Here is a 20,438-nt window from a genome sequence, read left to right on the forward strand (position 1 = left end):
TAAAAAGAGGCTGCTTAGATTATAGCTGTCCATAATATAGTATCCTCCGCCCTTGCCGCTGGACTAGGCAATCGGTATGCCGACTTCGCTTATTTTTTCGATATCCCGGTAGATCGTCCGCAAGAATACCTCGAAATGCTCGGCAAGCTCCTTGCCCGTTACCGTACCTTTACCTGAGATGATCAGCAGCATGGAGAGCAACCGATCGACTCGCATGATTGTGTGTGAAGTTTGGTAACGTCTCCTCCTGTGGGTAGAATTCATTTTTCATATTATATATTTACGAAACACCTTATCCCATTTTCATCTGTTTGCTATAATCCTCCCTTCTCAGACATTATTTCTGTAAATGGCATTAAAAGAATTCGTGTGAGTTATCACTATTCGTTCTCTCATTATCTCTTTGAAAAATTCGCCCTACTTGTGATACGGTTCAGCGTATCATAAGTAGGGCGAAATCAGGAGACTAGTCTGGGACATTATACTCTTCGAGAGTACGGATCAATTTCCTTTTGACAGCTTCTCTTAATTCTTCCGGTTGGAGCAGAACCGCTTCAGATCCGAATTCTGGCGACGTTGGTGCATAAAATGTAGTCATTCAGATCCTCCTTTTCATCTTCAAAAGAATGCACTTACATCATACTTCTTTTACATGTTCCCAACTTGCATAAGTTTATGATTAAGTAGCTACAAATTGACGGTGACAATTCTAGCGGCTTTTTCCTGAAAAGAGTCGAAATAAACGGCTTCAACTGATATAGTTAAATATATAGATTGAGGGGAAGACAAATGAATGAATAAGGAATTTGAAATTATAGACCACCCCAGTATCAAACATCTTAATATTTTCTTAGTGGATATGGACTATCGTACCTCTCATCTACACAGGGAACTGGAAATTGATCTCGTGCTTGAAGGCAAACTGGACATTCATTCCAAGCAACAGGTCTATCGATTGAACCCTGACTCCTCTATACTTTTAAATACCAATCAGCCGCATGAGATTCGAACCTTAGAAAGCAAAACGACCATTTTATGCCTGCAGATTTCCCCCCACTTCTGCAAAAACTATTTTCGGGGAATGTCCAATATTGTTTTTGATTCCGTAACTTTGGAGCAGCATATAACCGGAGATACCTATACATATATAAAATCCTTAATGATTGAAATGGCATGGCAGTATTTCGCACAGCCAAAAGGCTTTGAATTTTCTTGCATGAGTATGCTGAATTTATTATTCGGGGTTCTTTTGAATAACCTGCCTTATCACCAAATTAGCGACGATGAAAAAAACAAAACTATGGTAAAGGTTGAACGTTTGACCCGGATATTAAATTATGTCGATGAGCATTATACCCACAAAATCCGTCTGTCCGATATCGCAGAAAATGAAGGCCTTTCGATGACCTACCTATCCCAGTTTATCAAAGAGAATTTAAATCAATCCTTTCAGGATTATGTTAACAACCTTCGCTTCAGTTATGCTAAAAAGCTTCTAGCTGAAGATATGAAACTGCTAGATATCTGCTTGGAATGCGGGTTCTCCGATTATAGATACATGAATAAAGCTTTCCTTGATAACGTTGGCTGTACACCTGGTGAATACAAGAAAAAGGTTTTGAAGGACAACATCACAAGAAGTATACCAAGCCCTTTAAATACGGTGGAAAACTATTATTCTGAGCAGAATACGCTTAATCTATTACAAAAACTGCGCCATGAACATCTTTCTGTTCTTCGTGAATGTCCTAATCCTTTGCTAGGGATATAAAAACAAACCATCAAACATAAAAATCAGCGATTCTCCGTTTAAGAGAACCGCTGATTTTATTTTCGCCTAAAATAGGTGTCAAGCCTTGTTATAAGAATCAAACAAGTCCATTTTTTCCATGACATTTTCTTTAATCGATTCAACCGTTGCCGGAATCAAATCAATCATTCCCTTGTTGAAAGAGCTGAAATGACGGAACATCGCTTCCACAGCAGCTGTGTTGATATCTGTAAAGATATTCACTTTGCTGATCCCTGATCGGATAGCTTTTTTAAAATCAGAATCGCTTAATCCAGAGCCCCCATGCAGAACCAAAGGAACGGAAGTCGTTCTATAGATCGTTTCTATTCTCTCAAAATCCAGCATAGGTGGACGTTTATAAGCTCCGTGTGCAGTTCCTACCGCGATGGCCAGAGCATCGATACCGGTTTGATCTACGAAATTCTTCGCTATTTTAGGGTCCGTAAATAATACGCTGGGATCCTCCGTCGCATGTTCACCTTCATATGAACCTTCATTATCGCCCACATGACCCAATTCCCCTTCAATAGTAGCGCCGAAGGAATGCGCGAGCTTCGCCATCTCTTTAACTTTACGGACATTCACATCATACGATTCCAGAGAACAATCATACATGATGGATGTAAATCCAAGCTCCAGCGCCTTTGCGCATGCGTCCTCTGTCATACCGTGGTCCAAATGAATGGCGACCGGGACTTTGGCCTTCTTCGCCATAGGAATTAAATAGTAAGCTGCTTCCTCCAATGGACAGTAAGAGAAAAACACCTCCGCAGTCCCCATTATTACCGGAGAACTCGCTTGCTCCGCAGCTGCAATAATGCCTCTTGCCATTTCCAGATTCACAGCATTGAACATACCTATACCGTACTTCCCTTTTCGTGCCGGCAGCAAAACTTCGTTCATATTCACTAACATCTTCCCAACCCCCTCGTTTACATTACATTTTACAATTTTCTTTGTTTTTCCCAACCACTATTAATTTTCTGCTGGAGCTCATCAATTGCGAGTAGTCCGCTTAATGGATCAAACTCGGTTACACAGGAGGCCCCTGCCGCAGCACCCAATTGAAGGCTTTGTTTAAGGGAATATCCATTTAACATGGCGTATAAGAAAGCGGCGATACACGTATCCCCGGCTCCTGTTGCCGATACAAGGCGATCCGGAATATAGCTTTCTTCAAAATGTTCCAGTTCTGTCCATTCGGAAATGCACATATCCGGAATAGACAACTGGTTAAAAATATCTTCATTTGCTGCCCGGTAGTACAATCCTAACGCACCGCATTTCAATAATAATACTTTTGCCCCCATACCCAGAATTTTATCGGCCAAAGGTTTTACGTCCTCGCTGATTGACAATATTTCAATGATGTCTTTTCCGGCAGCCCGTTTTTGCCAGTCGACGTATCGCTCATGGTCAATCATGTAACAGAGTTCTTCGATACTCGGAACAAAAATATCAACGTAAGGAAGTATCCGGGACAGAATAGTTTCCCAGTCTACATGGCCTGCTTTAGACTTGGGATCCACAGCAGCCATATCCAGAGATGTAACAACCCCTATTTCTTTTACCGTCTTAAATATCCGTATAAGCTGCTCGCCTTCATTTTCATACATCCGCTTCATCAACGGTGGATAGCCGAAATGAAACAAATTCGCTTCCTTGATAGCATCCAGCGAGAGGTCCTCAAAAGTAAAGGTATCGTTGCTTCCGGGGCTATGCAGAAAGATCCGGTCAACTCCGGGAGCAGCCAAAACGATGGTATACGATGTATTTGAATCATTGCTTACAGCCATATAACTTGTATCCACATAGTCATTTAAAAGATCAAGAACAAGCTTTCCGAAGGCATCTTGTCCGATTTTCCCGTTTAAACTGACGTTTGCACCGAATAAGTTCAAAGCCAGGCCGGTATTTGCCACGACCCCGCCGGTATGAATATCGGCACCCTGCATATGGACCAATTTCCCTGGCAACAGGATATCATTGAGATTTGAGCTTTTATCAAGCGGGAATTTCGGCGTAATATCCAGACATACATGTCCTGCTACGACAACTTTTTTCTTGTGGGGCAATGTTTCCGCACCTCCTGGAATAGGCATTACTGTTAATCAATCCCCATCAGTAGGTTCATCACATACATTTCCAGTCCCTCAAAATCCCTAATTTCAACACATTGCTTCTGGAACTCATAGTCAAAACGTTTGGCCTTTTCTTCCAATGTTCTTACAATATTCAAGCTATTCTCCAAATGTTTATAACGGTCTTGATCCTTTGTGGTTCTCATCGCCTTGACATCAAGTCCCACATATTCGCCATTGGAGCCGTAATTATTTTCAACCAGCACTTTAATCTGATTAAAAGCCTGTCGGAGATTCTCTACCCCAAAACTTTTGTCCTGATCGAATTTCAGACCGTTCTGGTCATTCAGGTGAACGCCCCACAGTTTATTCATTGCCAGAGCAAAGCCGATTTCGTGGGAAGGATCAAGTCCCGCCAAGGTTGCATGAGCAGATTCAAGTAAACCGCCTACTCTTGAAGGATCTATAGTTGCAGCAGATACGGCAAGAACATGACCCAGTGTTCCACAGATACTCCTGTCAATGGGCTCATTCGGTTTCGGTTCGATCAGAACTTTAATCTTGTTATCATATTGCAGCATTTTATTAATAGCATCGATTAATTGCTTGGTTGCAGTCACCGGACTTTTACTTTCCGCACATAGAGTACCTTCTCTGGCAAGCCATAATACAAGTTTGTCACAGCCCAACTCGTTCGCAATGTCAATTGAACGATAGGATCTCCATAATGCAAATTCCCGGTCTTCTGCTGATCCGGACATGAATCCACCGTCCACTGTATGTGGGTCCATCCATAATCTGGGCGCTACAAATTCTGCAACCAAATTATACTTGTCCAGAAGAGCCTTCACTTTTCTGGCTTCAGTTTTTATTTCTTCATCTGTCAGAACGTTCATATTGGGTACTGCATCATCGTCATGGAATTGGATTGCGCTGAACCCCATTTCAGCAAAGGTTTTAATTTTCTCTTCAAAATCGATTTCCGTACGGGTTGCCGGCCCGTAAGTATCTGCTCCATCATGAACATTCCAAGGGCCGACAGAAAACTTAAACATAGACATTAAGCCATCTCCTCATATAAGCTAGTATAATGTTGCTTATCTAATGTAGTTCATCTCTGATAGGATGGCTTGCACAAGTTTACGTTTTTCCACCTACAATATTGCTTTTAGACCTACATTTTAATTATTTATGGAAATAAAAAAGGATGAGCGGTATATACCGCTTATCCTTCTACACAGTTTTCTTACAATAAAATTAATTTTCACTCTGGTAGATAATTTTACAGCCTTCCATACTGATGTTCTTCTCGAAGGCTTCAGTAAGATTATCAATGCTGTAACGATGCGAGATAATTGAGGTAATCGGAATGCCGCGAAGTGTACATTCTTTCAGAAACTCGCATGCCTGCAGCCAGTCTTTTGATGCGTAGGTCCAGGAACCGACTACTTTAATTTCTTTGTTGCAGATATCCAGATGGGGATTATAAGATGTTTCTCCGTTGTTAACAAAGAAGCCCAATTCACAGAGCGAGCCGCCGCGTCGTACATAGTTCCAGATCATGGATGCCGCTTTCGGCGATCCGGTCACCTGGAAAGCCATTTCAGCACCGAGCTTCCCCGTAACCGCTTTGACCGCAGCTACAGGATCTGCCGTTTGGGAAATGTTCACCACTTCGGCGGCGCCTAATTGTTTGGCCAGGTCTAGCCGCTTCTGATCGGCATCCACGGCAATAATGTTCCGTACTCCCATAGTCCGTACCAGGCCCAATAAGAGCAGCCCAATCGGACCGCATCCTTGGATGAGAACATAGGAATCATGTTTGAAATTGAATATTTCCTTGGCCTTCTCTACCGCATGAACGACAACTGCAGCCGGCTCGATTAAAATCCGCAAATCGGTATCCATATCGCTCACATTAAACAAAACGCCGCCCGCATTCACTTTCATGTAATCCCCGAACCAGCCGTTAAAGTAATGCGCTTCTCCAGGCAGCAAACCGAAAATCTCTCCATTCCCACACAAATGAATCTGCTCCGGATGGTTCAGACAAATATCGCATTTGCCGCAGGGCTTGAGGCCGGTTACGATTTTATCGCCGACAGCCAGCGGCTTGCCGGAATAGTCTCTGGTTACGTTTTTACCGAGCTTTACAATGGTACCGGTTCCTTCATGCCCCAGATGGACCGGAATGTAACCGAACGGATCGCCCTTGTATTCATGAACATCCGTTCCGCAAATGCCGCATCCGTCCACACGAACCAGAATCTCCTCATCATTGATTTCGGGAATTGGAAGCTCTTTGATTGTAATTTCCCGATTGCCGGTTAATACTGCAATTTTCCCTGTTGCTGGAATAGCATACTCTTTCACTCGGATTCCCCCAAAAGTAACATAATTATATTAGTGAATTAATTCACAATAAAATTATAGTCTTTTGTTTTTTTAAAAGCAGTTCTCATTCCAGTGAATCTGTCACCAATCGTTACACATCAGGCAGAATAGATCAAAACGTTACAACTTCAACTATATGTAAACTCAAAAGCTTTCTGTATCAGCTAGAGGATACAGGCACAGATATATTTTTTGCGGCATTAAGTCGATTAACAGCGAAGCCATATATTCCGGGGATTGTCTCATTCCATGAAGTACCCAGTCTCCGGTCATATCCAGTGCTGAGCGGCAATAGTATTGGAGCAGCATATCTATATCCTCCGTCACCGTTTCTCTTTTCCGGATTATCTCCCTGAAAAAATGATAGATGCACTCATAATCATAACGCAGCAAACTGTTGTAATCAGAGGATGAAAAAGCAGAGATGAAAAAATAACGGTCCTCTTTCATCAACTTCAGCTTCTTAATCAGTCCTTCCTCAATAGTGAGGCTTAGCCCCATTTGTCTGATCGTCTTTTGCACAATTTTATCAAAGTACCAATTTACCAGATCATATTTATCCTTAAAATTACGATAAAAAGTTTGCCGCGTTGTTCCGCAATGGGCAACGATTTCACTCACCGTTATTTTGTCCAGCGGTGTAGTCTTCATTAATTCCTTAACTGCATTGGCTAAGGCATACTTTGTCCGTTCCTGAAATTCCATAGGTTTGCTCCTTTGCCAAGCCATTTGCTATTGTATATCTAGGCCGTAGTACATATCTCTATATTCTCTCGGCGTATAACCATGCTTCGCTTTGAATATCGGGTAAAAATGGGAGCGGTTAGAGAAGCCGAGCTTGTGTACAATGTTGGAAATACTGTCGGTACTGTGAATTAGCAGAGCTTCCGACTCCTTCATGCTGAAGGTTTGCCCATATTCAAGTATGATTGCTCCGGTATTTTTTTTGATGATACGGTTGAGATATTCAGGGTTAAAATTTAGCAGGCTCCCCAGCTCGCCTCGTGAGATATGGCCTTTTCGCTCTTCAAGCAGATAGGATGTACGCATAAACAGAATATCTTCAGGATTGGAGGATAAGGCCCATGCGTTTGGTATTGTATAAAGTCATTCTTCCAGCAGGGAGAACAGACCTTTCACCATATAGGACCATCCTGGTATCTGGTTTAATATTTCCATGATTAACTCGTTGATTAAGCGCTACAACCTGTCCGTGATACCGAAGTGGGATCTCGTATCATTCATGAAAAAGTTTATATACTCTTTGCGGTGTTGATCCTTTTTGTCAAGCTATCCGATATGAACTCATAAACGATGTTGGTATGATTAACAGGCTTGTTGCTCTCCGTATACGGTAAATTGTTTTGAATGACCTCCCTAATGGTTTCGTGCGAAATACAAAATACACCGCAGTTGAAATACGCTGAAAATTCTTCGACATATCTGGTATTAAGTCCGAACAAACACACATAGCCACTGCCATAACTGCAACAGGTATCTTTAATGTAATTAATACTTCACCGCTGATCACATACATGAATTCAAAGTAATTGTGATTATGGATTGTCCGCCGATTATAGTGGGACTGAAGTTCTTTTTTGGATAAAGAGCTAAGATAATGTTGCCCGGGTATTACTGTATTCACAATTAAAGCCACATCCTCATTGCTTAAGTCACAATACATGCTGAAAAAGCTTTAAAGCATGGTAAGATTGTACTGCTTTGCAACGGAGTTGCCTGCATTTTGAACACGCAGAGCCTTATCCCATTGTACCTCTGAAGCGCTTTGAAATTTGATTGAGCTCATAGGACAACCCTTCTTACTTTAGTCAGTTTTTGATACACTTCAAGCGGATTAACGACTGTTATCAGCACTGTTCCCTAAAATAAAGCGATTACAATTGTATTATAGATTTTGCACATTGGCTTCGCAAGCCTGCCTAGGCAGATCTAGTGATAAAATCATTTTAAAAGGGGATAAACATGCAGCTAACAATCAAAATAACCTCATCGACTTCCACTCGATCGGGAAGATTGGTCTGAGAGAACGGATGGCTTATGGCTGCGGCGATGTGGTATGAGCTTCCATTGCTGCGTTCATGGTGTATTTTTTTACAGATAAAGTCGCCCTAACAGCAGGGATAACCGGTATTATTTTACTGGTCGAGCGTATTTTGGACGGTTTTGTAGATGTGCTTGAAGGAAATGGTCCAAATACAACCTTTCGTTCAAAAAGAACGCAAGGGAGAAGCATAATCGATATTACCATAACCAGCGTTTATTCATTTGGACGACCGCTAATACGGCTACGATCAGCGATAGCGCGATGCTGATCGGAACGACAAGAACGGTATACAGCAGCGTATTACCGACAGCATGCCAGACTTGAACGTCATCAAACATCTTGCGGTAGTTATCAAGACCCACAAAGATATTTCCCCGGCCGAAATCTCCGCTCTTAAAGAAACTTAGATAGGCTGATTGAATGATCGGGATGATATTCAGCACGATAAGTCCGATCATTGTCGGCGCAATCAGAAACCAGCCCCAGGACCATTCGCCCCATGTCTGTCTGGAGATTCTTCTGGATACATCTTTACTCATGGATTGTCCCCCTCTCCTATCCTTAGGCGGCAGCCCTCCAGATGCCGCCCAAAAGGATGGTATATTTGAGTAAATCTTCTCCGGCTTACTTCTCCTGAGACAAGCTTTCGTTCATCACCTTGGCCGCATTTAGTGCCGCTTCCTTAACCGGAATCTTCCCGGAAAAAGCCTGGCCAAGGGCTTCATTGACCTTGTCTTCCCACACCGCCGTCGTGTTCGAGTATGGACGGATAACGCCGTAATCGACCATATGGCGCGTTAGGCATCTGGGGCGCACTCGCACTGTTGGCCGCGCTGTTCTGGTTGCCTCAAGCTCGGGCGGGTCACATGTCTTCCGGAACAGCAACAGGCGCTCAGACAAGTTGCTTCCTGAATTTCTATAGTATGTTAGATGAAGATCGTATATATGCTACGACTTCTGGTAGGTGCGGCGGAAGGCGCCGGGTGTAATCCGTTCCAGCTTCTTGAAGATTGCGCCATAATAGCTGGCAGATTCGAAACCGACTTGATGGGCAATATCCTGCATCCCGCGCTGCACATTGTCGAGCAGCAGTTCCTTGCTCTTGTTGACCCTCACCTGATTCACATAACTGATGGGACGAATGCCAGTCGTCTTCTTGAACAAATGGCAGAAGTATTCCGGTGTGACGCACATCAATCCGGCGAGCGTCTGCAAACTAATCTCTTCGGCATAATGCTGGTCAATATAGTCCAGGACCGGCTTTAACCGTTCATACTGCTGCCCGACTGTATCGCTGCCTTCTACAGAGATGCGCTGAATAATCTCCGTCAATAAGGTATAGAGGATGGCGGAGCATGCGTAATTGCTTAACGTTTGCTCTCGCGGCGTAAGGGCAGCCTGCAGCAGCTCCTTCATTCCGGATAAAAGGTATTCGGGCGATGCGAGTGTGAATACGCATGTGTCTACAATGCCGACTGTTTCAAACAAGCCCGCTGACCCGCTGCCATCGAAGATGATCCAGTCGACTTCCCAGCTCCCTGATAAAGCATAATATTCATGCTTCTGGCCGGGGAACAGCAGCATGCCCATACCTTGCTTGACGATATGCTCCGTTTCACTCAGCTTGAGCTTGCCCCCGCCACTGCGGCATTGAATCCACTGATAATCCTGAATGCCCGGGTCCCGGTATATATGCTCCTGTTCATGATGCAGACCTATCCCTAGCAAATAAAATGGGAGCAGCTTGTCTCGGGCAGATAGTACCGGAAAAGCGCGATTTGGATGAGACATTCGACCAACTCCTATTATCTTAATATTCTTATGTCGTATTAATTATTTAGGATATTCACTCCAATTAATATAGCATATAATCGCAATATATTGATGAGCAAAGGAGATTAGGAATGACGATTAAGATCGGAATTGATTATTATCCAGAGCAATGGACTCCCGAGCAATGGGAGAAGGATGCAGCGCTTATGCAAGAGACAGGTGTTGCTGTTGTGCGGATGGCGGAATTCGCCTGGAGCAGAATGGAACCGACCGAGGGTGATTATCGGTTTGAATGGTTGGATGCGGCTATAGAAGTATTCGCCGCACGCAATATGGCGATCGTGTTATGCACACCTACCAATACCCCGCCGAACTGGATGACAACCCGTTATCCGGATGTGCTGCCAATGGATGAGCAACGTCAAATCATCCGTCCGGGTGTGCGTGGACATCGTTGCAACAACAGCTATTCCTTAAGAATGCTGGGATCCAAATTTGTGGAAGCGATGTCACAGCGCTATGCGAAGCATCCCGCCGTCATTGGCTGGCAAATCGACAACGAGATGCACTACCAGGAATGCCATTGCGATACGTGCAATCGTGCATTTGTCGCTTGGCTGCAGAAGCGTTATTCCAGTCTGGAAGAGTTGAACCGGGAGTGGGGTACGGTCGTCTGGAGCGGGGAGTACAGCAACTGGTCCGAGGTAACGACACCGCTCGGTACCAGTAAACCGATGAATCCTTCCTATCTTCTGGAGTACAAGCGCTTCTGCTCGGACAGTGTAGGCTATCTGCTGGGATGGCAGCTTGATATTCTGCGCAGCAACTGTCCGGGCCAATTCGTGACGCATAACATGTGGCAATACCCGAATAGCCTGGACTATTACAATCTCTACAAGGAGCTGGACTTCGTCTCTGTCGATTATTATCCGAATGAGCTGTATCGCGATTATGGCGACCGGTTCCCGAGGAACGGAGCGTTGACACTGGACTTGGTTCGAGGCATCAAGCGCCGCAATTTCTGGGTCATGGAGCAGCTGAGCGGAGCGCAGGGCGCCTGGATGCCTATCCAGCGTACTCCTTATCCCGGATTAATCCGGGCCCGTTCCTGGCAGACAATCGCCCGCGGTGCCGACATGGTCGTCCATTTCCGTTGGCGGAGTGCTATCGTCGGAGCCGAACAGTTCTGGCATGGGCTTATCGACCACAGCAACGTTCCTGGACGCAGGTTCAGAGAGTTTGCGGAGCTTACTAGCGAGGTGAACCGCCTAGGAGAACTGCTGGCCGGCTCGACAATCGTTAACCAGGTTGCGATTTTGCATTCACATGATCAACATACGGCGCTTTCCCTTCAGCCGCAAGCAGAGGGGGGAATACACTATATAGACAACTTGTCCTCTATGCACAATGTATTTCTGAAAATGGGCGTCGGTACGGACGTTATCAACTGGACCGAGGAGCTCGATGGCTACAAGCTGGTCATTGTCCCTTCCCTCTTTCTGTTAAATGAAGAAGCAGCACAGCGGCTGGAGCGATTCGCTGCCAGGGGCGGCACGGTCGTCCTCACCAATCGGACAGGCGTGAAGAACATGCGGAATGTCTGTGAGATGCTGCCTCTGCCGGGACTGCTGGCGGAAGCGGCGGGGGTTGTCGTTAGTGAGTATGATGCAATTGGCAACAGCGAGCATCGGATTCGAAACGCGGAGGGCCAGACATTCGCTGCGAAGCAATGGAGCGATCTGCTGGAACTGCGGGGAGCAGCACCGATTGCCTGGTATGACAACGACTTTTATGAGGGTGTACCGGCAGTTACCGTCAATAAGTTTGGTGAAGGTGAAGTGTATTATATCGGCACTTGGCCGGAGCCATCGTATTTCTATCAGCTGTTCGAAGGAATATTGAAGGAAAAGGACCTTGCGCCTAAGCTCCAGCTGCCGGAAGGTGTCGAGCTGTCGATTCGATCGAAGGGTAAGGAAAGCTTCCTGTTCCTGATCAATTTGACGAATGAGCAACAAGAGGTTGCGCTTGACGTTCCCTATCGCAGCTTGTTGACGAGCAAGAGATCGGAGCAGAAGGTGATGCTGCCAGCTATGGGAGTAGATATTCTAACTTTATAGGACAGCTGCTTACTTCATTGCAAAGAGCTGTCTCACAAGGCGGAATATCTTGAAAGACAGCTCTTTATTGCTGTTCAATAGAAGTGTCGATGGACGTATGTTAAAATGAGCGAATTTTCTATTTTAGAATCTCATCAAGCCTTCCAACGGCCATTACTGGAATGTCCAGATAATCTATAGGGACTAAATAAATCTTTCATGTAAGAAAGAGAAAGACTGATTCCAGCAGACGGAATCAGTCTTTCTCTTTATCAATTCAGCATGTGCCCCTCGAACTCCTTGCCAAGATTCAAGGAGCTTCTTGGAGCCAATCACAACAGCCACCAGTTAAACCATGAACATAATATACTATATTTTTACTTATGTTGTTTTCAGGAGTGCAGATTGCAACTACAACCCCACCGGATTAATTGATTGCTCAGTATAGCGGAAATAATCAAAATCTGCATGCTTGCCAGTACCACTTAAATCCTGAACGCAAAGACCTATAAAATTCCCTGTAAACCTTATAAAATCCCCGCCCTCATCTGATAGATGCAGAATATCCAACTTGGGACCGATGGGCGTCCATTCCCCACCATTTATGGCATAATAACAACAGGCATTCCGGCCTACGATGACGAATTTCAACTTGCAGCTCTCAGCTTGTTCAATAGAAATTTCCGAATCAGAAAACTCTTCCCACTTTCCATTCACAGTGCGGACGATTCCAAGACATTTGCCTAGGAGTTCATCACGGCTGACCCGCAAATATACATAATCTTGAGTGTCGTAGTATAATACCATTCCGGCCATCTGCTGAAAATGATCCGGCTGAAACTCCAGCATAGTCTCCGCTTCACAGTTCATCCCTTGCTGGCGCCGGGCGACAAGACTCTGACGATGTTTCGAGTTAAAAGATTCTCTACCACGTAAGCGCAAATAGCCTGGACGCTCCGTCAGAGTAAGCCATGTTTCCTCTGCAGGTAACCTTAGCGTATTCCAATGGATACCCAATTTACTGCTAATGAAATGATCGATATCCGGCTCGGCTGGAAAAGTATGCTCCGGCAAAGAAAACTCTTGAATCCTATGATTCGGAGCGTTGTCCCCACCTTTAATCCGAAGCCATCCCTCTTCATTCCACTCCATTTTTTGAATAGCTGTTTCACGGCCAAGGATGCAGAAATCATCAGCTACAGGTCTTCCGACCAAATGTACCATAGCCCATTCTCCAGCTTGAGTTTCCACTATACAGCCATGCCCCGCTTTTTGGAGATACAACTCTTTCCGTTTCGAAGAAGTCAAGATCGGGTTTTGCGGGTCTATCTCATAAGGTCCTAATATACTTTTAGAACGCGCCATCGTTGCTGCGTGTTCATAACCGGTACCGCCTTCAGCAGTCAATAAATAATAGTATCCATTTCGCTTGTACAGATGTGGTGCCTCAGTTGATTTGATTGGAGTTCCCAGAAAAATATTCTTTCGCTCTCCGATCAGTTTCCGCTGCTGCACACTATATTCCTGAAGTACGATGCCTCCAAATGAATTGTGCTTAGTGCGGTGATCCCATAGCATGTTGACTAGCCATTTCCGTCCATCCTCATCATGGAAAAGCGATGGATCAAATCCGCTGCTATTCAGATAGACTGGATCAGACCATGGACCTTCAATAGACGGAGATGTGACCAGATAATTATGTGTATCCTTGAATACACCTAAGCGGCTCTTTACATCCGTATAAATTAAATAGAAAAGACCGTTATCATATGTCAAACAAGGTGCCCAAATTCCACAAGAGTCGGGATCTCCGACCATATTAATCTGTGATTCCTCTGTAAGAACATGAGTAAGTAGCCGCCAGTGCTTCAAATCTCTTGAATGATGAATCTGTACACCTGGAAACCATTCAAATGTTGAGGTCGCGATATAATAGTCCTCGTCAACACGAACTATAGATGGATCCGGGTTAAAACCTGTAAGTATTGGATTTTCAATCATTATAGTGCTCCTTCCACAGAAGTGACAGTATTTAGCTTTCTAGCATTGAGATTTTCTGTATTCAGTCGGCTTACAGCCTACCAAACGTTCAAAGACTTTTGAAAAATGTGTTGGATCGTTATATCCTACCCTTTGAGCAATTTCATAAATTTTCAGATCAGTTCCGGTAAGTAGTTCCTTCGTCCGCTCCATCCGTACTTGTGTTAAATATTCGAGATAGTTCTGTCCTGTTTTTTCTTTGAAAAGTTGGCTCAAATAATTCAGATTTAAATAGAATCGGTTAGATAAATCTGCAAGGCTTATATTCTTGTCGAAATTATTGGCGACATACTGCTTAATTTCAGTAATAATATCTTTTCTAGTAAATGATTCCTTAGCAGGTGGCGGGTATTCTGTGAGCAATTCACCGCTAATTCGCTCTTGTTCAATTTCATTGATGATCTGTTGCATGCATTCTTGAAGTTCATCTTCCTCAATGGGCTTATTCAGATAATATCTTACACCCAGATACATCCCTTTGCGTGCATACTCAAATTCAGCATAACCGCTGAGGATAATGAACTTTGAGGCTACACCTTCCTTTTTCAGCTTTTCAATCATCTCTAGTCCGTCAACTTGCAACATCCGGATATCTGTAATTACGATATGGGGCTGCAAACGACGTACAAGCTCAAACCCTTCGTCCCCATCGTAAGCGAAGCCAATAACTTCACACTGGGGTAAGTAACGTCGTATAATGACTTTTAATCCATCAATAATACCCTTTTCGTCATCAACCAAAACTATAGTATAGTTCAACTCAGTTCCCCCTCGATGTCATCCTGAAGTGGAATTCGCATTTCCACCACTGTTCCGGCCTCTTCATCCGAACGTACCCTTAGAACGTAAGTTTCACCGTACTGTAGCCTGAGCCGTTCTGCTATATTGTATAGTCCAATCCCACCGTCAGCATTCCCTTCATCCGTACTCTGATACATTCCACCTGAATCAGACAAGCACAGAAGTTCATTAATTTCTAATGCCTTATCGGCAGTCATGGAGAACCCATCATCCGTAATTCGAATCAAGACATCTCCTGACTCAGTGAGTTCTTCCTCTATCGTAATATGCAGTTGACTTTCGTAATTGTGAAAGCCGTGTTTGATGCTGTTCTCAATGATAGGTTGAAAAACAAGTGGAATAATGGAAGTGTCTAATACTCTGTCGCTCAAGCGCACATCTAGAACAAACCGGTTATCATACCGGATATTCTGCAGAAATAAAAAATTCGCGGCATATTCTACCTCATGCATGACTAGATTGTGCTTATGTTGTTTGCCTAAAGAATGTCTGAACATACGGGCCAAAATCTTGATCATTTCAGCAATGTCATCCTGCTCTTTCACCACAGCCCTCATCCGGATTGATTCTAACGTGTTATAAAGCATATGCGGATTAATTTGCGCTTGTAGAGCAAGAAATTGAGCCTGTTTGCGCTTTAACCCGGCCAAATAAACATCCTCAATAAGCTCCTTGATTTTAACAATCATCTTGTTATAGCTCTTAACCAGATTACTGATTTCATCGTTTGCGAGTGGAGTCTGAATAAGGGATGTATAATTGCCAAGCTCCACCTGCTTCATGCTGCGGCGCAGATTCAGCACCGGTTTGGTAATTTTATAGCTAAACAGGATTGATAATAGAGCAATGAAAAACAGGAACACCATAATAGACCAGATCGTCACATGTTTGATGTTACTGATGGTAGCCAGAAGATTTTTTAAAGGAATCTCCGTAATTATCCGCAGTCTCCCGTCATCCGCATCTTTTGACAACACAATATTGGCTTTCCCGGTCCCAGAAAGATCAGCAAAGTATTTGTCGGCAATAATGTCCTTCCATGCTGTCTTTCCAGTGGCACCATCAGAATGATATATTAACTCGCCTTCATCATTGGTAATAATCATCTTGATGTTATAGCGGTTGCCTAGCATTAGGAAATCCTCGTTCAGATTTATCAGATGAGCAGGATCCATATCTAACAAAATCATCCCAGCGTAGGATCCGTTATAGTTACGGAGTATTCTTCCGACCGTAAACGTCGCATCGTCTTTTGATTTTCCGTAATAGCTTTTATCATGCACCGGGGTAATAAAAAGTGCTGTTTCCGATTCCTGAATGCGCTTATACCACACCTGCTCCAGTAATCGGTCTGTATTTACCTTATCGGGATCCTTGGTGTAGTGATAAATCGTTCCACCTGCGCTAACGAGCATCACTGTTTCAACCTCTGGGTATTCCATAGACACCCGTCCGAAATACCGTGAGATCATCGTTTGGGTCTCAATCGACTCTTCCATCGTTAACGGATTACGCTTGTTTAGAATACCCATAATATCTGTTTCCAGCAGAACTGAACGCGTTGACCGGTTATACCGGTCAACGAAATCGTTTAAGTTCGTAGTCGCCTGTGAGATGTACATCGAAGCAAATTCCCTTGAAGCATCCTCCACACTTTTTGCAGATAAATGATAAATAGTGACGCCAATTACAATAGTAGGAATAATCGAAGCAACGAAATAACTGAACATCAACTTGTTTCGCAGCTTCATTTCCCCGATTCGCCGACGTATCGTGCTGATAATCATGCTGTCTCCCGCCTTCAAATTTAAAATGAAAAGTCAGGGCGACAGCATGAGTTTATAGCTTATCCTTTTACGGAACCCAGCATCGCGCCTTTAGTGAAGTACTTCTGTAAGTAAGGGTAAATCATTAGGATCGGAACGATTGCAAAAACGATGGTAACTGCACGAAGCGTTCTTGCGCTGTAGTTCAGTTGCGACATATTGCCCACAATTTGCAGCTCATTGTCACTAGTAATAAACTGTCTTATTTTGATCTGCAGTGGATACCAGTCCGGATTCTGGATGAACATTAACGGATGCTGGAATTGGTTCCAAATTGTCACTGCATAGAATAATCCAAGTGTAGCGAGTACGGCCTTGGACAACGGGAGCACAATGTTGAACAGCAACCGGAAGTACCCTGCTCCTTCGACAACCGCAGCTTCCTCAAGCTCACTCGGGAATTCCAGAAAAAAGGTACGCATAATAATTAGATTATAGGCAGTGAGTATATGCGGAATAACCAGCACTAACGGATTGTCATACAGTCCAATATTCTTCATTGTCAAAAAGTAAGGAATAAGCGGAGCCTTAAAAACCATTGTAATAACTGCGGCAAGCATAACAACTTTCCCTATCGTAAACTCTTTTTTGGTAAGCGGATAGGCTAACAACGCGGTAATTAACAGACTCAGAACGGTTCCGACAATGGTCGCAATTGCCGTTACTCCGAATGATCTCCATAGGTCAGGCCGGTCAAGCACGTATTTCCATGAGTCCAGTGTAAACCCTTTCGGCCAAATGGTCACCTGATTCAGTTCCACCGGAACCCTTGAGCTGAATGAAACAGACAAAACCGAAAGCAGTGGAATTAGAGCAATTACTGATAATATAATTAGAAAAGCAACGATGCATTTCTGAATGACTTTCTCACTAAAGGACATCGACATATTACCATAACCCCCCGCCAGTAACTTTTTTGGAAATCCGGTTGAAAACATACACAAGTACAAAACCGATAATGGCTTGGAACAGACCGACTGCTGTCGCAAAGCTGTACCGTGCTTCCTGAATACCTGACCGATACACATAAGTATCAATAATATCCCCGACGGAAAAAGTCATTGGCGTAAGCAAAGTGAAGACTTGATCAAAACCCAAATCAAGGAAACTTCCGAGATTAATCAAGAAAAGCACTAAAGCAGTTGGCAGGAGGAGCGGTAATGTAATATGCCGGATTTGCTTCATTCTGGAAGCACCGTCAATTGTGGCTGACTCGTAAATTTGGGGATCCATTGCACTTATAGCTGCCAAATAAATAATTGTTCCCCAACCTGCTTCCCTCCATATGGAGGTAAATACATATATCCATCGAAAATAGCGTTCATCCTGCATAATCAAATTTGGTCCATAACCAAACCAATCCCGCACCGTATTGAATATCCCATTTAATGAAAACATGTCGAAGGCAATACCCGCAATAATTACCCAAGACAAGAAATGGGGAATATAAAGTGCAGTTTGAATCCCTTTCTTCAATAATACAGCCCGAACTTCGTTAATCATTAGAGCCAATATCAACGGTACCGGAAATATGACAACGACTTTTAAAAAGCCGAGGATCAGCGTATTTGCAAAAATACGGTAAAAATCAGGAGAATCAAATAAAATCTTGAAATGTTTTAATCCTACCCACGGACTATCTGCGATTCCTTTAAATAACGAATAATCTTGAAAAGCGATAATAGATCCTCCGAGAGGAATATAGCGTAAGACTATGAAAAAAACTAAACCCGGCAAAGCCATGAGATACAACGGCCAGCATTTTCGTGCATGGTGATAAAATCGACCAGTAGCTTGCATATGGATTCTCCACTCCATCCTGTTTATTTATTCGTTTTAAGAAAGAAATGGACAATCCGATAGTAATCAAACTGCCCATTCTTCTTAAATTTCTATTTTATGTCCGTTTACTTTCCCAGTTTGGCATACCATTCTCTTGCCCTTTTTGTCACTTCTGCCCCACCAGAACTGTTCCACTTATCCACAAACTCATCAAATTTATCGATGGAATAGGTTCCGATAATAATTTTTGTCGCATATTCATACCAGAGCGTATTATTCTTGATATCCGGATAATCGGTATATACGGTAGAAGGTAAACCGTCACCAGCAATTATTTTTACGTACTGCTGAAGATCCTTCATGTTGCGAATGCTTTGTTCAAATTGCCATTTATCGCTTTCTGATGCTGATTCAGTCAGCAATTGCTCTTTGAATTCGATATTTCCAAATTGATCGTATGGGGTCAGACGATTTTGCTGAGTACTTTTATCATCAGGTAATTTGGTTTTTTTACCATCTGCTACACTATAATGCATGCCTTCCGCTCCCCAGTAAATGTCCATCCATTTAGATTGGTCAGCAATACCATTGAGGAATTTCAAGCTCGCTTTCAGGTGTTCATCATCCTGTTGAGCACTTACAACCCATTCAGGATTTCCCACTTGCTTAGTAGTGATAAACCCTTGCCCCTCATATCCCGGAGCTTCAAGAACCGGAAGTACCGAGAAGTCTGCCTTCACGCCAGATGATTGTTCAATGAGACCCAGATGTAAATAGGATGACTCAGCCCATTGGAAATAGCTTCCAACTAGATTTCCATCAACTTTCCCATCCCAAGCCGCTTTGTCATTAAGAAATGTCTCCTGATCCATCAACTGTTCCTTATAGAGTTTAGCAATAAAAGCAAGCGCATCTTTCATATTTGGTGAAACAGCAGAGTATGTTAATTCCCCATTATAAATATCCCAATCCGGATAACCTTCAACCATCGCTACACCATACATGTTGAAGAGGTGATCCATCCAACGGGCATTTTGTCTTCCACCGGTAGGAATTTCATCCGCTGTGCCATTACCGTTAGGATCTTGTTCTTTAAACGCTTTCAAAACATTTATATATTCATCTTGAGTCTTTGGAATTTGCAACCCTAATGTGTCCAGCCAGTCCTTGCGAATCATTCCCGTGGTTCTCTCATACCCTTTAATACCTGGAATCCAGTATATTCTTCCTTTCCCAGTTGGGTCATTCGCCTTGACTACATTCCATACATCCTCTGGGATCAGCTTCCATAGATTGGGTGCATATTCAGGCAACAAGTCAGTCAAATCCGCAATGGCACCATTTTTGGCAAGATCGGTTTCATTTCCGTTCCAGGGAAGAAATACATTGGGCATTTCCCCAGCAGCAATCTTCATATTGAGAGTGTTCAAGTAGTCCGTGCCGCCATTCCATTCTACATATGGGCTGATAACACCAACGCCAAGCAAATCAGCGTATTGTTTGTATAGCGGACTATCTTTCTCAATTCCCTTATAGCCCGTATTCGCCCACCAAACTTCGAGATCGACAAGTTTACCGTCTGTCGCCCCCTGCGTACTTTCTGTATTCGTCGTTTGAGCACTGTTCGTCTGTCCGGCATTTTCATTATTGTTCGACGAGCAGCCAGCAATAATACCTGGCAGCAATGCTGCAATCATGATAGAGCCAAAAAGTTTCTTTCTGAGCATACTGATGTTCCCCCTCTAATATTAGTTAAGTAGCGCAGAATTTGTGTTTCAGATATTTATG

At 43.6% G+C, this 20,438-nt stretch carries 19 protein-coding genes; 2 read left to right on the plus strand and 17 right to left on the minus strand.

The features are described 5' to 3' along the window. Nucleotides 1–63 precede the first annotated feature (63 nt). Nucleotides 64–192 carry an HTH domain-containing protein gene (locus PGRAT_RS34450; protein ID WP_238326810.1) on the minus strand — a complete coding sequence of 43 codons (129 nt, stop codon included), beginning with the start codon at nucleotides 190–192 and terminating at the stop codon, nucleotides 64–66. A gap of 274 nt (nucleotides 193–466) precedes the next feature. Then, nucleotides 467–598 (minus strand): hypothetical protein, encoded by a 132-nt coding sequence (locus PGRAT_RS34685; RefSeq protein WP_280515241.1) that lies wholly within the window; start codon nucleotides 596–598, stop codon nucleotides 467–469. A gap of 195 nt (nucleotides 599–793) precedes the next feature. Between PGRAT_RS34685 and PGRAT_RS22445 the strand changes: the two genes are divergently transcribed. Further along, entirely contained in the window at nucleotides 794–1,771 is a 978-nt protein-coding gene (locus PGRAT_RS22445) for an AraC family transcriptional regulator (RefSeq protein WP_025705878.1), read from the plus strand. A gap of 78 nt (nucleotides 1,772–1,849) precedes the next feature. On the opposite strand, the gene PGRAT_RS22450 is transcribed toward PGRAT_RS22445, so the two are convergent. The 9 genes from PGRAT_RS22450 to PGRAT_RS22485 form a co-directional block, all read right to left on the minus strand. Next, the gene (locus tag PGRAT_RS22450) at nucleotides 1,850–2,707 is read right to left on the minus strand and encodes a class II fructose-bisphosphate aldolase (RefSeq protein ID WP_025705879.1); all 858 of its coding nucleotides are present in this window, start codon (nucleotides 2,705–2,707) and stop codon (nucleotides 1,850–1,852) included. Between the two features lie 29 nt (nucleotides 2,708–2,736). After that, nucleotides 2,737–3,867 (minus strand): carbohydrate kinase family protein, encoded by a 1,131-nt coding sequence (locus PGRAT_RS22455; protein WP_025705880.1) that lies wholly within the window; start codon nucleotides 3,865–3,867, stop codon nucleotides 2,737–2,739. Between the two features lie 32 nt (nucleotides 3,868–3,899). Continuing rightward, nucleotides 3,900–4,934 carry a TIM barrel protein gene (locus PGRAT_RS22460; protein WP_025705881.1) on the minus strand — a complete coding sequence of 345 codons (1,035 nt, stop codon included), beginning with the start codon at nucleotides 4,932–4,934 and terminating at the stop codon, nucleotides 3,900–3,902. Between the two features lie 196 nt (nucleotides 4,935–5,130). Further along, on the minus strand, nucleotides 5,131–6,246 hold the full coding sequence (locus PGRAT_RS22465; protein ID WP_202903640.1) for a zinc-dependent alcohol dehydrogenase: 1,116 nt from the start codon (nucleotides 6,244–6,246) through the stop codon (nucleotides 5,131–5,133). Nucleotides 6,247–6,411: 165 nt separating this feature from the next. Further along, a complete protein-coding gene (locus tag PGRAT_RS22470; protein ID WP_025705883.1) occupies nucleotides 6,412–6,972 on the minus strand; it encodes a TetR/AcrR family transcriptional regulator C-terminal domain-containing protein in 561 nt (186 codons plus the stop codon). Between the two features lie 27 nt (nucleotides 6,973–6,999). Continuing rightward, entirely contained in the window at nucleotides 7,000–7,317 is a 318-nt protein-coding gene (locus PGRAT_RS34965) for a helix-turn-helix domain-containing protein (protein ID WP_025705884.1), read from the minus strand. A gap of 1,212 nt (nucleotides 7,318–8,529) precedes the next feature. After that, a complete protein-coding gene (locus tag PGRAT_RS22480) occupies nucleotides 8,530–8,871 on the minus strand; it encodes a carbohydrate ABC transporter permease (RefSeq protein WP_025705886.1) in 342 nt (113 codons plus the stop codon). 85 nt (nucleotides 8,872–8,956) lie between these two features. Further along, the gene (locus PGRAT_RS34455) at nucleotides 8,957–9,232 is read right to left on the minus strand and encodes a hypothetical protein (RefSeq protein ID WP_036705102.1); all 276 of its coding nucleotides are present in this window, start codon (nucleotides 9,230–9,232) and stop codon (nucleotides 8,957–8,959) included. Nucleotides 9,233–9,280: 48 nt separating this feature from the next. Next, nucleotides 9,281–10,123, minus strand: a complete 843-nt coding sequence (locus PGRAT_RS22485) for an AraC family transcriptional regulator (RefSeq protein WP_025705887.1) — start codon at nucleotides 10,121–10,123, stop codon at nucleotides 9,281–9,283. Between the two features lie 113 nt (nucleotides 10,124–10,236). Here PGRAT_RS22485 and PGRAT_RS22490 point away from each other — a divergent pair, with 113 nt between their 5' ends. Further along, nucleotides 10,237–12,222 carry a beta-galactosidase gene (locus PGRAT_RS22490; protein WP_081758839.1) on the plus strand — a complete coding sequence of 662 codons (1,986 nt, stop codon included), beginning with the start codon at nucleotides 10,237–10,239 and terminating at the stop codon, nucleotides 12,220–12,222. Nucleotides 12,223–12,612: 390 nt separating this feature from the next. On the opposite strand, the gene PGRAT_RS22495 is transcribed toward PGRAT_RS22490, so the two are convergent. The 6 genes from PGRAT_RS22495 to PGRAT_RS22520 all read right to left on the minus strand — a co-directional run bounded on the left by PGRAT_RS22495 (nucleotide 12,613) and on the right by PGRAT_RS22520 (nucleotide 20,377). Beyond that, nucleotides 12,613–14,202, minus strand: a complete 1,590-nt coding sequence (locus tag PGRAT_RS22495; protein ID WP_025705889.1) for a glycoside hydrolase family 43 protein — start codon at nucleotides 14,200–14,202, stop codon at nucleotides 12,613–12,615. Between the two features lie 39 nt (nucleotides 14,203–14,241). After that, nucleotides 14,242–15,000, minus strand: a complete 759-nt coding sequence (locus tag PGRAT_RS22500) for a response regulator transcription factor (protein WP_025705890.1) — start codon at nucleotides 14,998–15,000, stop codon at nucleotides 14,242–14,244. After that, nucleotides 14,997–16,829: a cache domain-containing sensor histidine kinase gene (locus PGRAT_RS22505; protein ID WP_025705891.1), complete on the minus strand. Its 1,833-nt coding sequence runs from the start codon at nucleotides 16,827–16,829 to the stop codon at nucleotides 14,997–14,999. Before PGRAT_RS22505 ends, PGRAT_RS22500 begins: the two co-directional genes overlap by 4 nt. 59 nt (nucleotides 16,830–16,888) lie before the next feature. Beyond that, nucleotides 16,889–17,755, minus strand: a complete 867-nt coding sequence (locus PGRAT_RS22510; RefSeq protein WP_025705892.1) for a carbohydrate ABC transporter permease — start codon at nucleotides 17,753–17,755, stop codon at nucleotides 16,889–16,891. 1 nt (nucleotide 17,756) lies between these two features. After that, nucleotides 17,757–18,668 (minus strand): ABC transporter permease, encoded by a 912-nt coding sequence (locus tag PGRAT_RS22515; protein ID WP_025705893.1) that lies wholly within the window; start codon nucleotides 18,666–18,668, stop codon nucleotides 17,757–17,759. 107 nt (nucleotides 18,669–18,775) lie between these two features. Beyond that, entirely contained in the window at nucleotides 18,776–20,377 is a 1,602-nt protein-coding gene (locus PGRAT_RS22520) for a type 2 periplasmic-binding domain-containing protein (RefSeq protein ID WP_025705894.1), read from the minus strand. Between the last annotated feature and the right edge of the window lie 61 nt (nucleotides 20,378–20,438).

Source organism: Paenibacillus graminis, from assembly GCF_000758705.1.
GTDB classification, from domain to species: domain Bacteria; phylum Bacillota; class Bacilli; order Paenibacillales; family Paenibacillaceae; genus Paenibacillus_AQ; species Paenibacillus_AQ graminis.

What these genes read in the sequence shown, in the direction of transcription:
- PGRAT_RS34450 (WP_238326810.1), bottom strand. Translation starts at nt 192, where the DNA reads ATGCTGCTGATCATCTCAGGTAAAGGTACGGTAACGGGCAAGGAGCTT.
- PGRAT_RS34685 (WP_280515241.1), bottom strand. Translation starts at nt 598, where the DNA reads ATGACTACATTTTATGCACCAACGTCGCCAGAATTCGGATCTGAAGCG.
- PGRAT_RS22445 (WP_025705878.1), top strand. Translation starts at nt 794, where the DNA reads ATGAATAAGGAATTTGAAATTATAGACCACCCCAGTATCAAACATCTT.
- PGRAT_RS22450 (WP_025705879.1), bottom strand. Translation starts at nt 2,707, where the DNA reads ATGTTAGTGAATATGAACGAAGTTTTGCTGCCGGCACGAAAAGGGAAG.
- PGRAT_RS22460 (WP_025705881.1), bottom strand. Translation starts at nt 4,934, where the DNA reads ATGTCTATGTTTAAGTTTTCTGTCGGCCCTTGGAATGTTCATGATGGA.
- PGRAT_RS22470 (WP_025705883.1), bottom strand. Translation starts at nt 6,972, where the DNA reads ATGGAATTTCAGGAACGGACAAAGTATGCCTTAGCCAATGCAGTTAAG.
- PGRAT_RS34965 (WP_025705884.1), bottom strand. Translation starts at nt 7,317, where the DNA reads ATGCGTACATCCTATCTGCTTGAAGAGCGAAAAGGCCATATCTCACGA.
- PGRAT_RS22480 (WP_025705886.1), bottom strand. Translation starts at nt 8,871, where the DNA reads ATGAGTAAAGATGTATCCAGAAGAATCTCCAGACAGACATGGGGCGAA.
- PGRAT_RS22485 (WP_025705887.1), bottom strand. Translation starts at nt 10,123, where the DNA reads ATGTCTCATCCAAATCGCGCTTTTCCGGTACTATCTGCCCGAGACAAG.
- PGRAT_RS22490 (WP_081758839.1), top strand. Translation starts at nt 10,237, where the DNA reads ATGACGATTAAGATCGGAATTGATTATTATCCAGAGCAATGGACTCCC.
- PGRAT_RS22495 (WP_025705889.1), bottom strand. Translation starts at nt 14,202, where the DNA reads ATGATTGAAAATCCAATACTTACAGGTTTTAACCCGGATCCATCTATA.
- PGRAT_RS22505 (WP_025705891.1), bottom strand. Translation starts at nt 16,829, where the DNA reads ATGATTATCAGCACGATACGTCGGCGAATCGGGGAAATGAAGCTGCGA.
- PGRAT_RS22510 (WP_025705892.1), bottom strand. Translation starts at nt 17,755, where the DNA reads ATGTCGATGTCCTTTAGTGAGAAAGTCATTCAGAAATGCATCGTTGCT.
- PGRAT_RS22515 (WP_025705893.1), bottom strand. Translation starts at nt 18,668, where the DNA reads ATGCAAGCTACTGGTCGATTTTATCACCATGCACGAAAATGCTGGCCG.
- PGRAT_RS22520 (WP_025705894.1), bottom strand. Translation starts at nt 20,377, where the DNA reads ATGCTCAGAAAGAAACTTTTTGGCTCTATCATGATTGCAGCATTGCTG.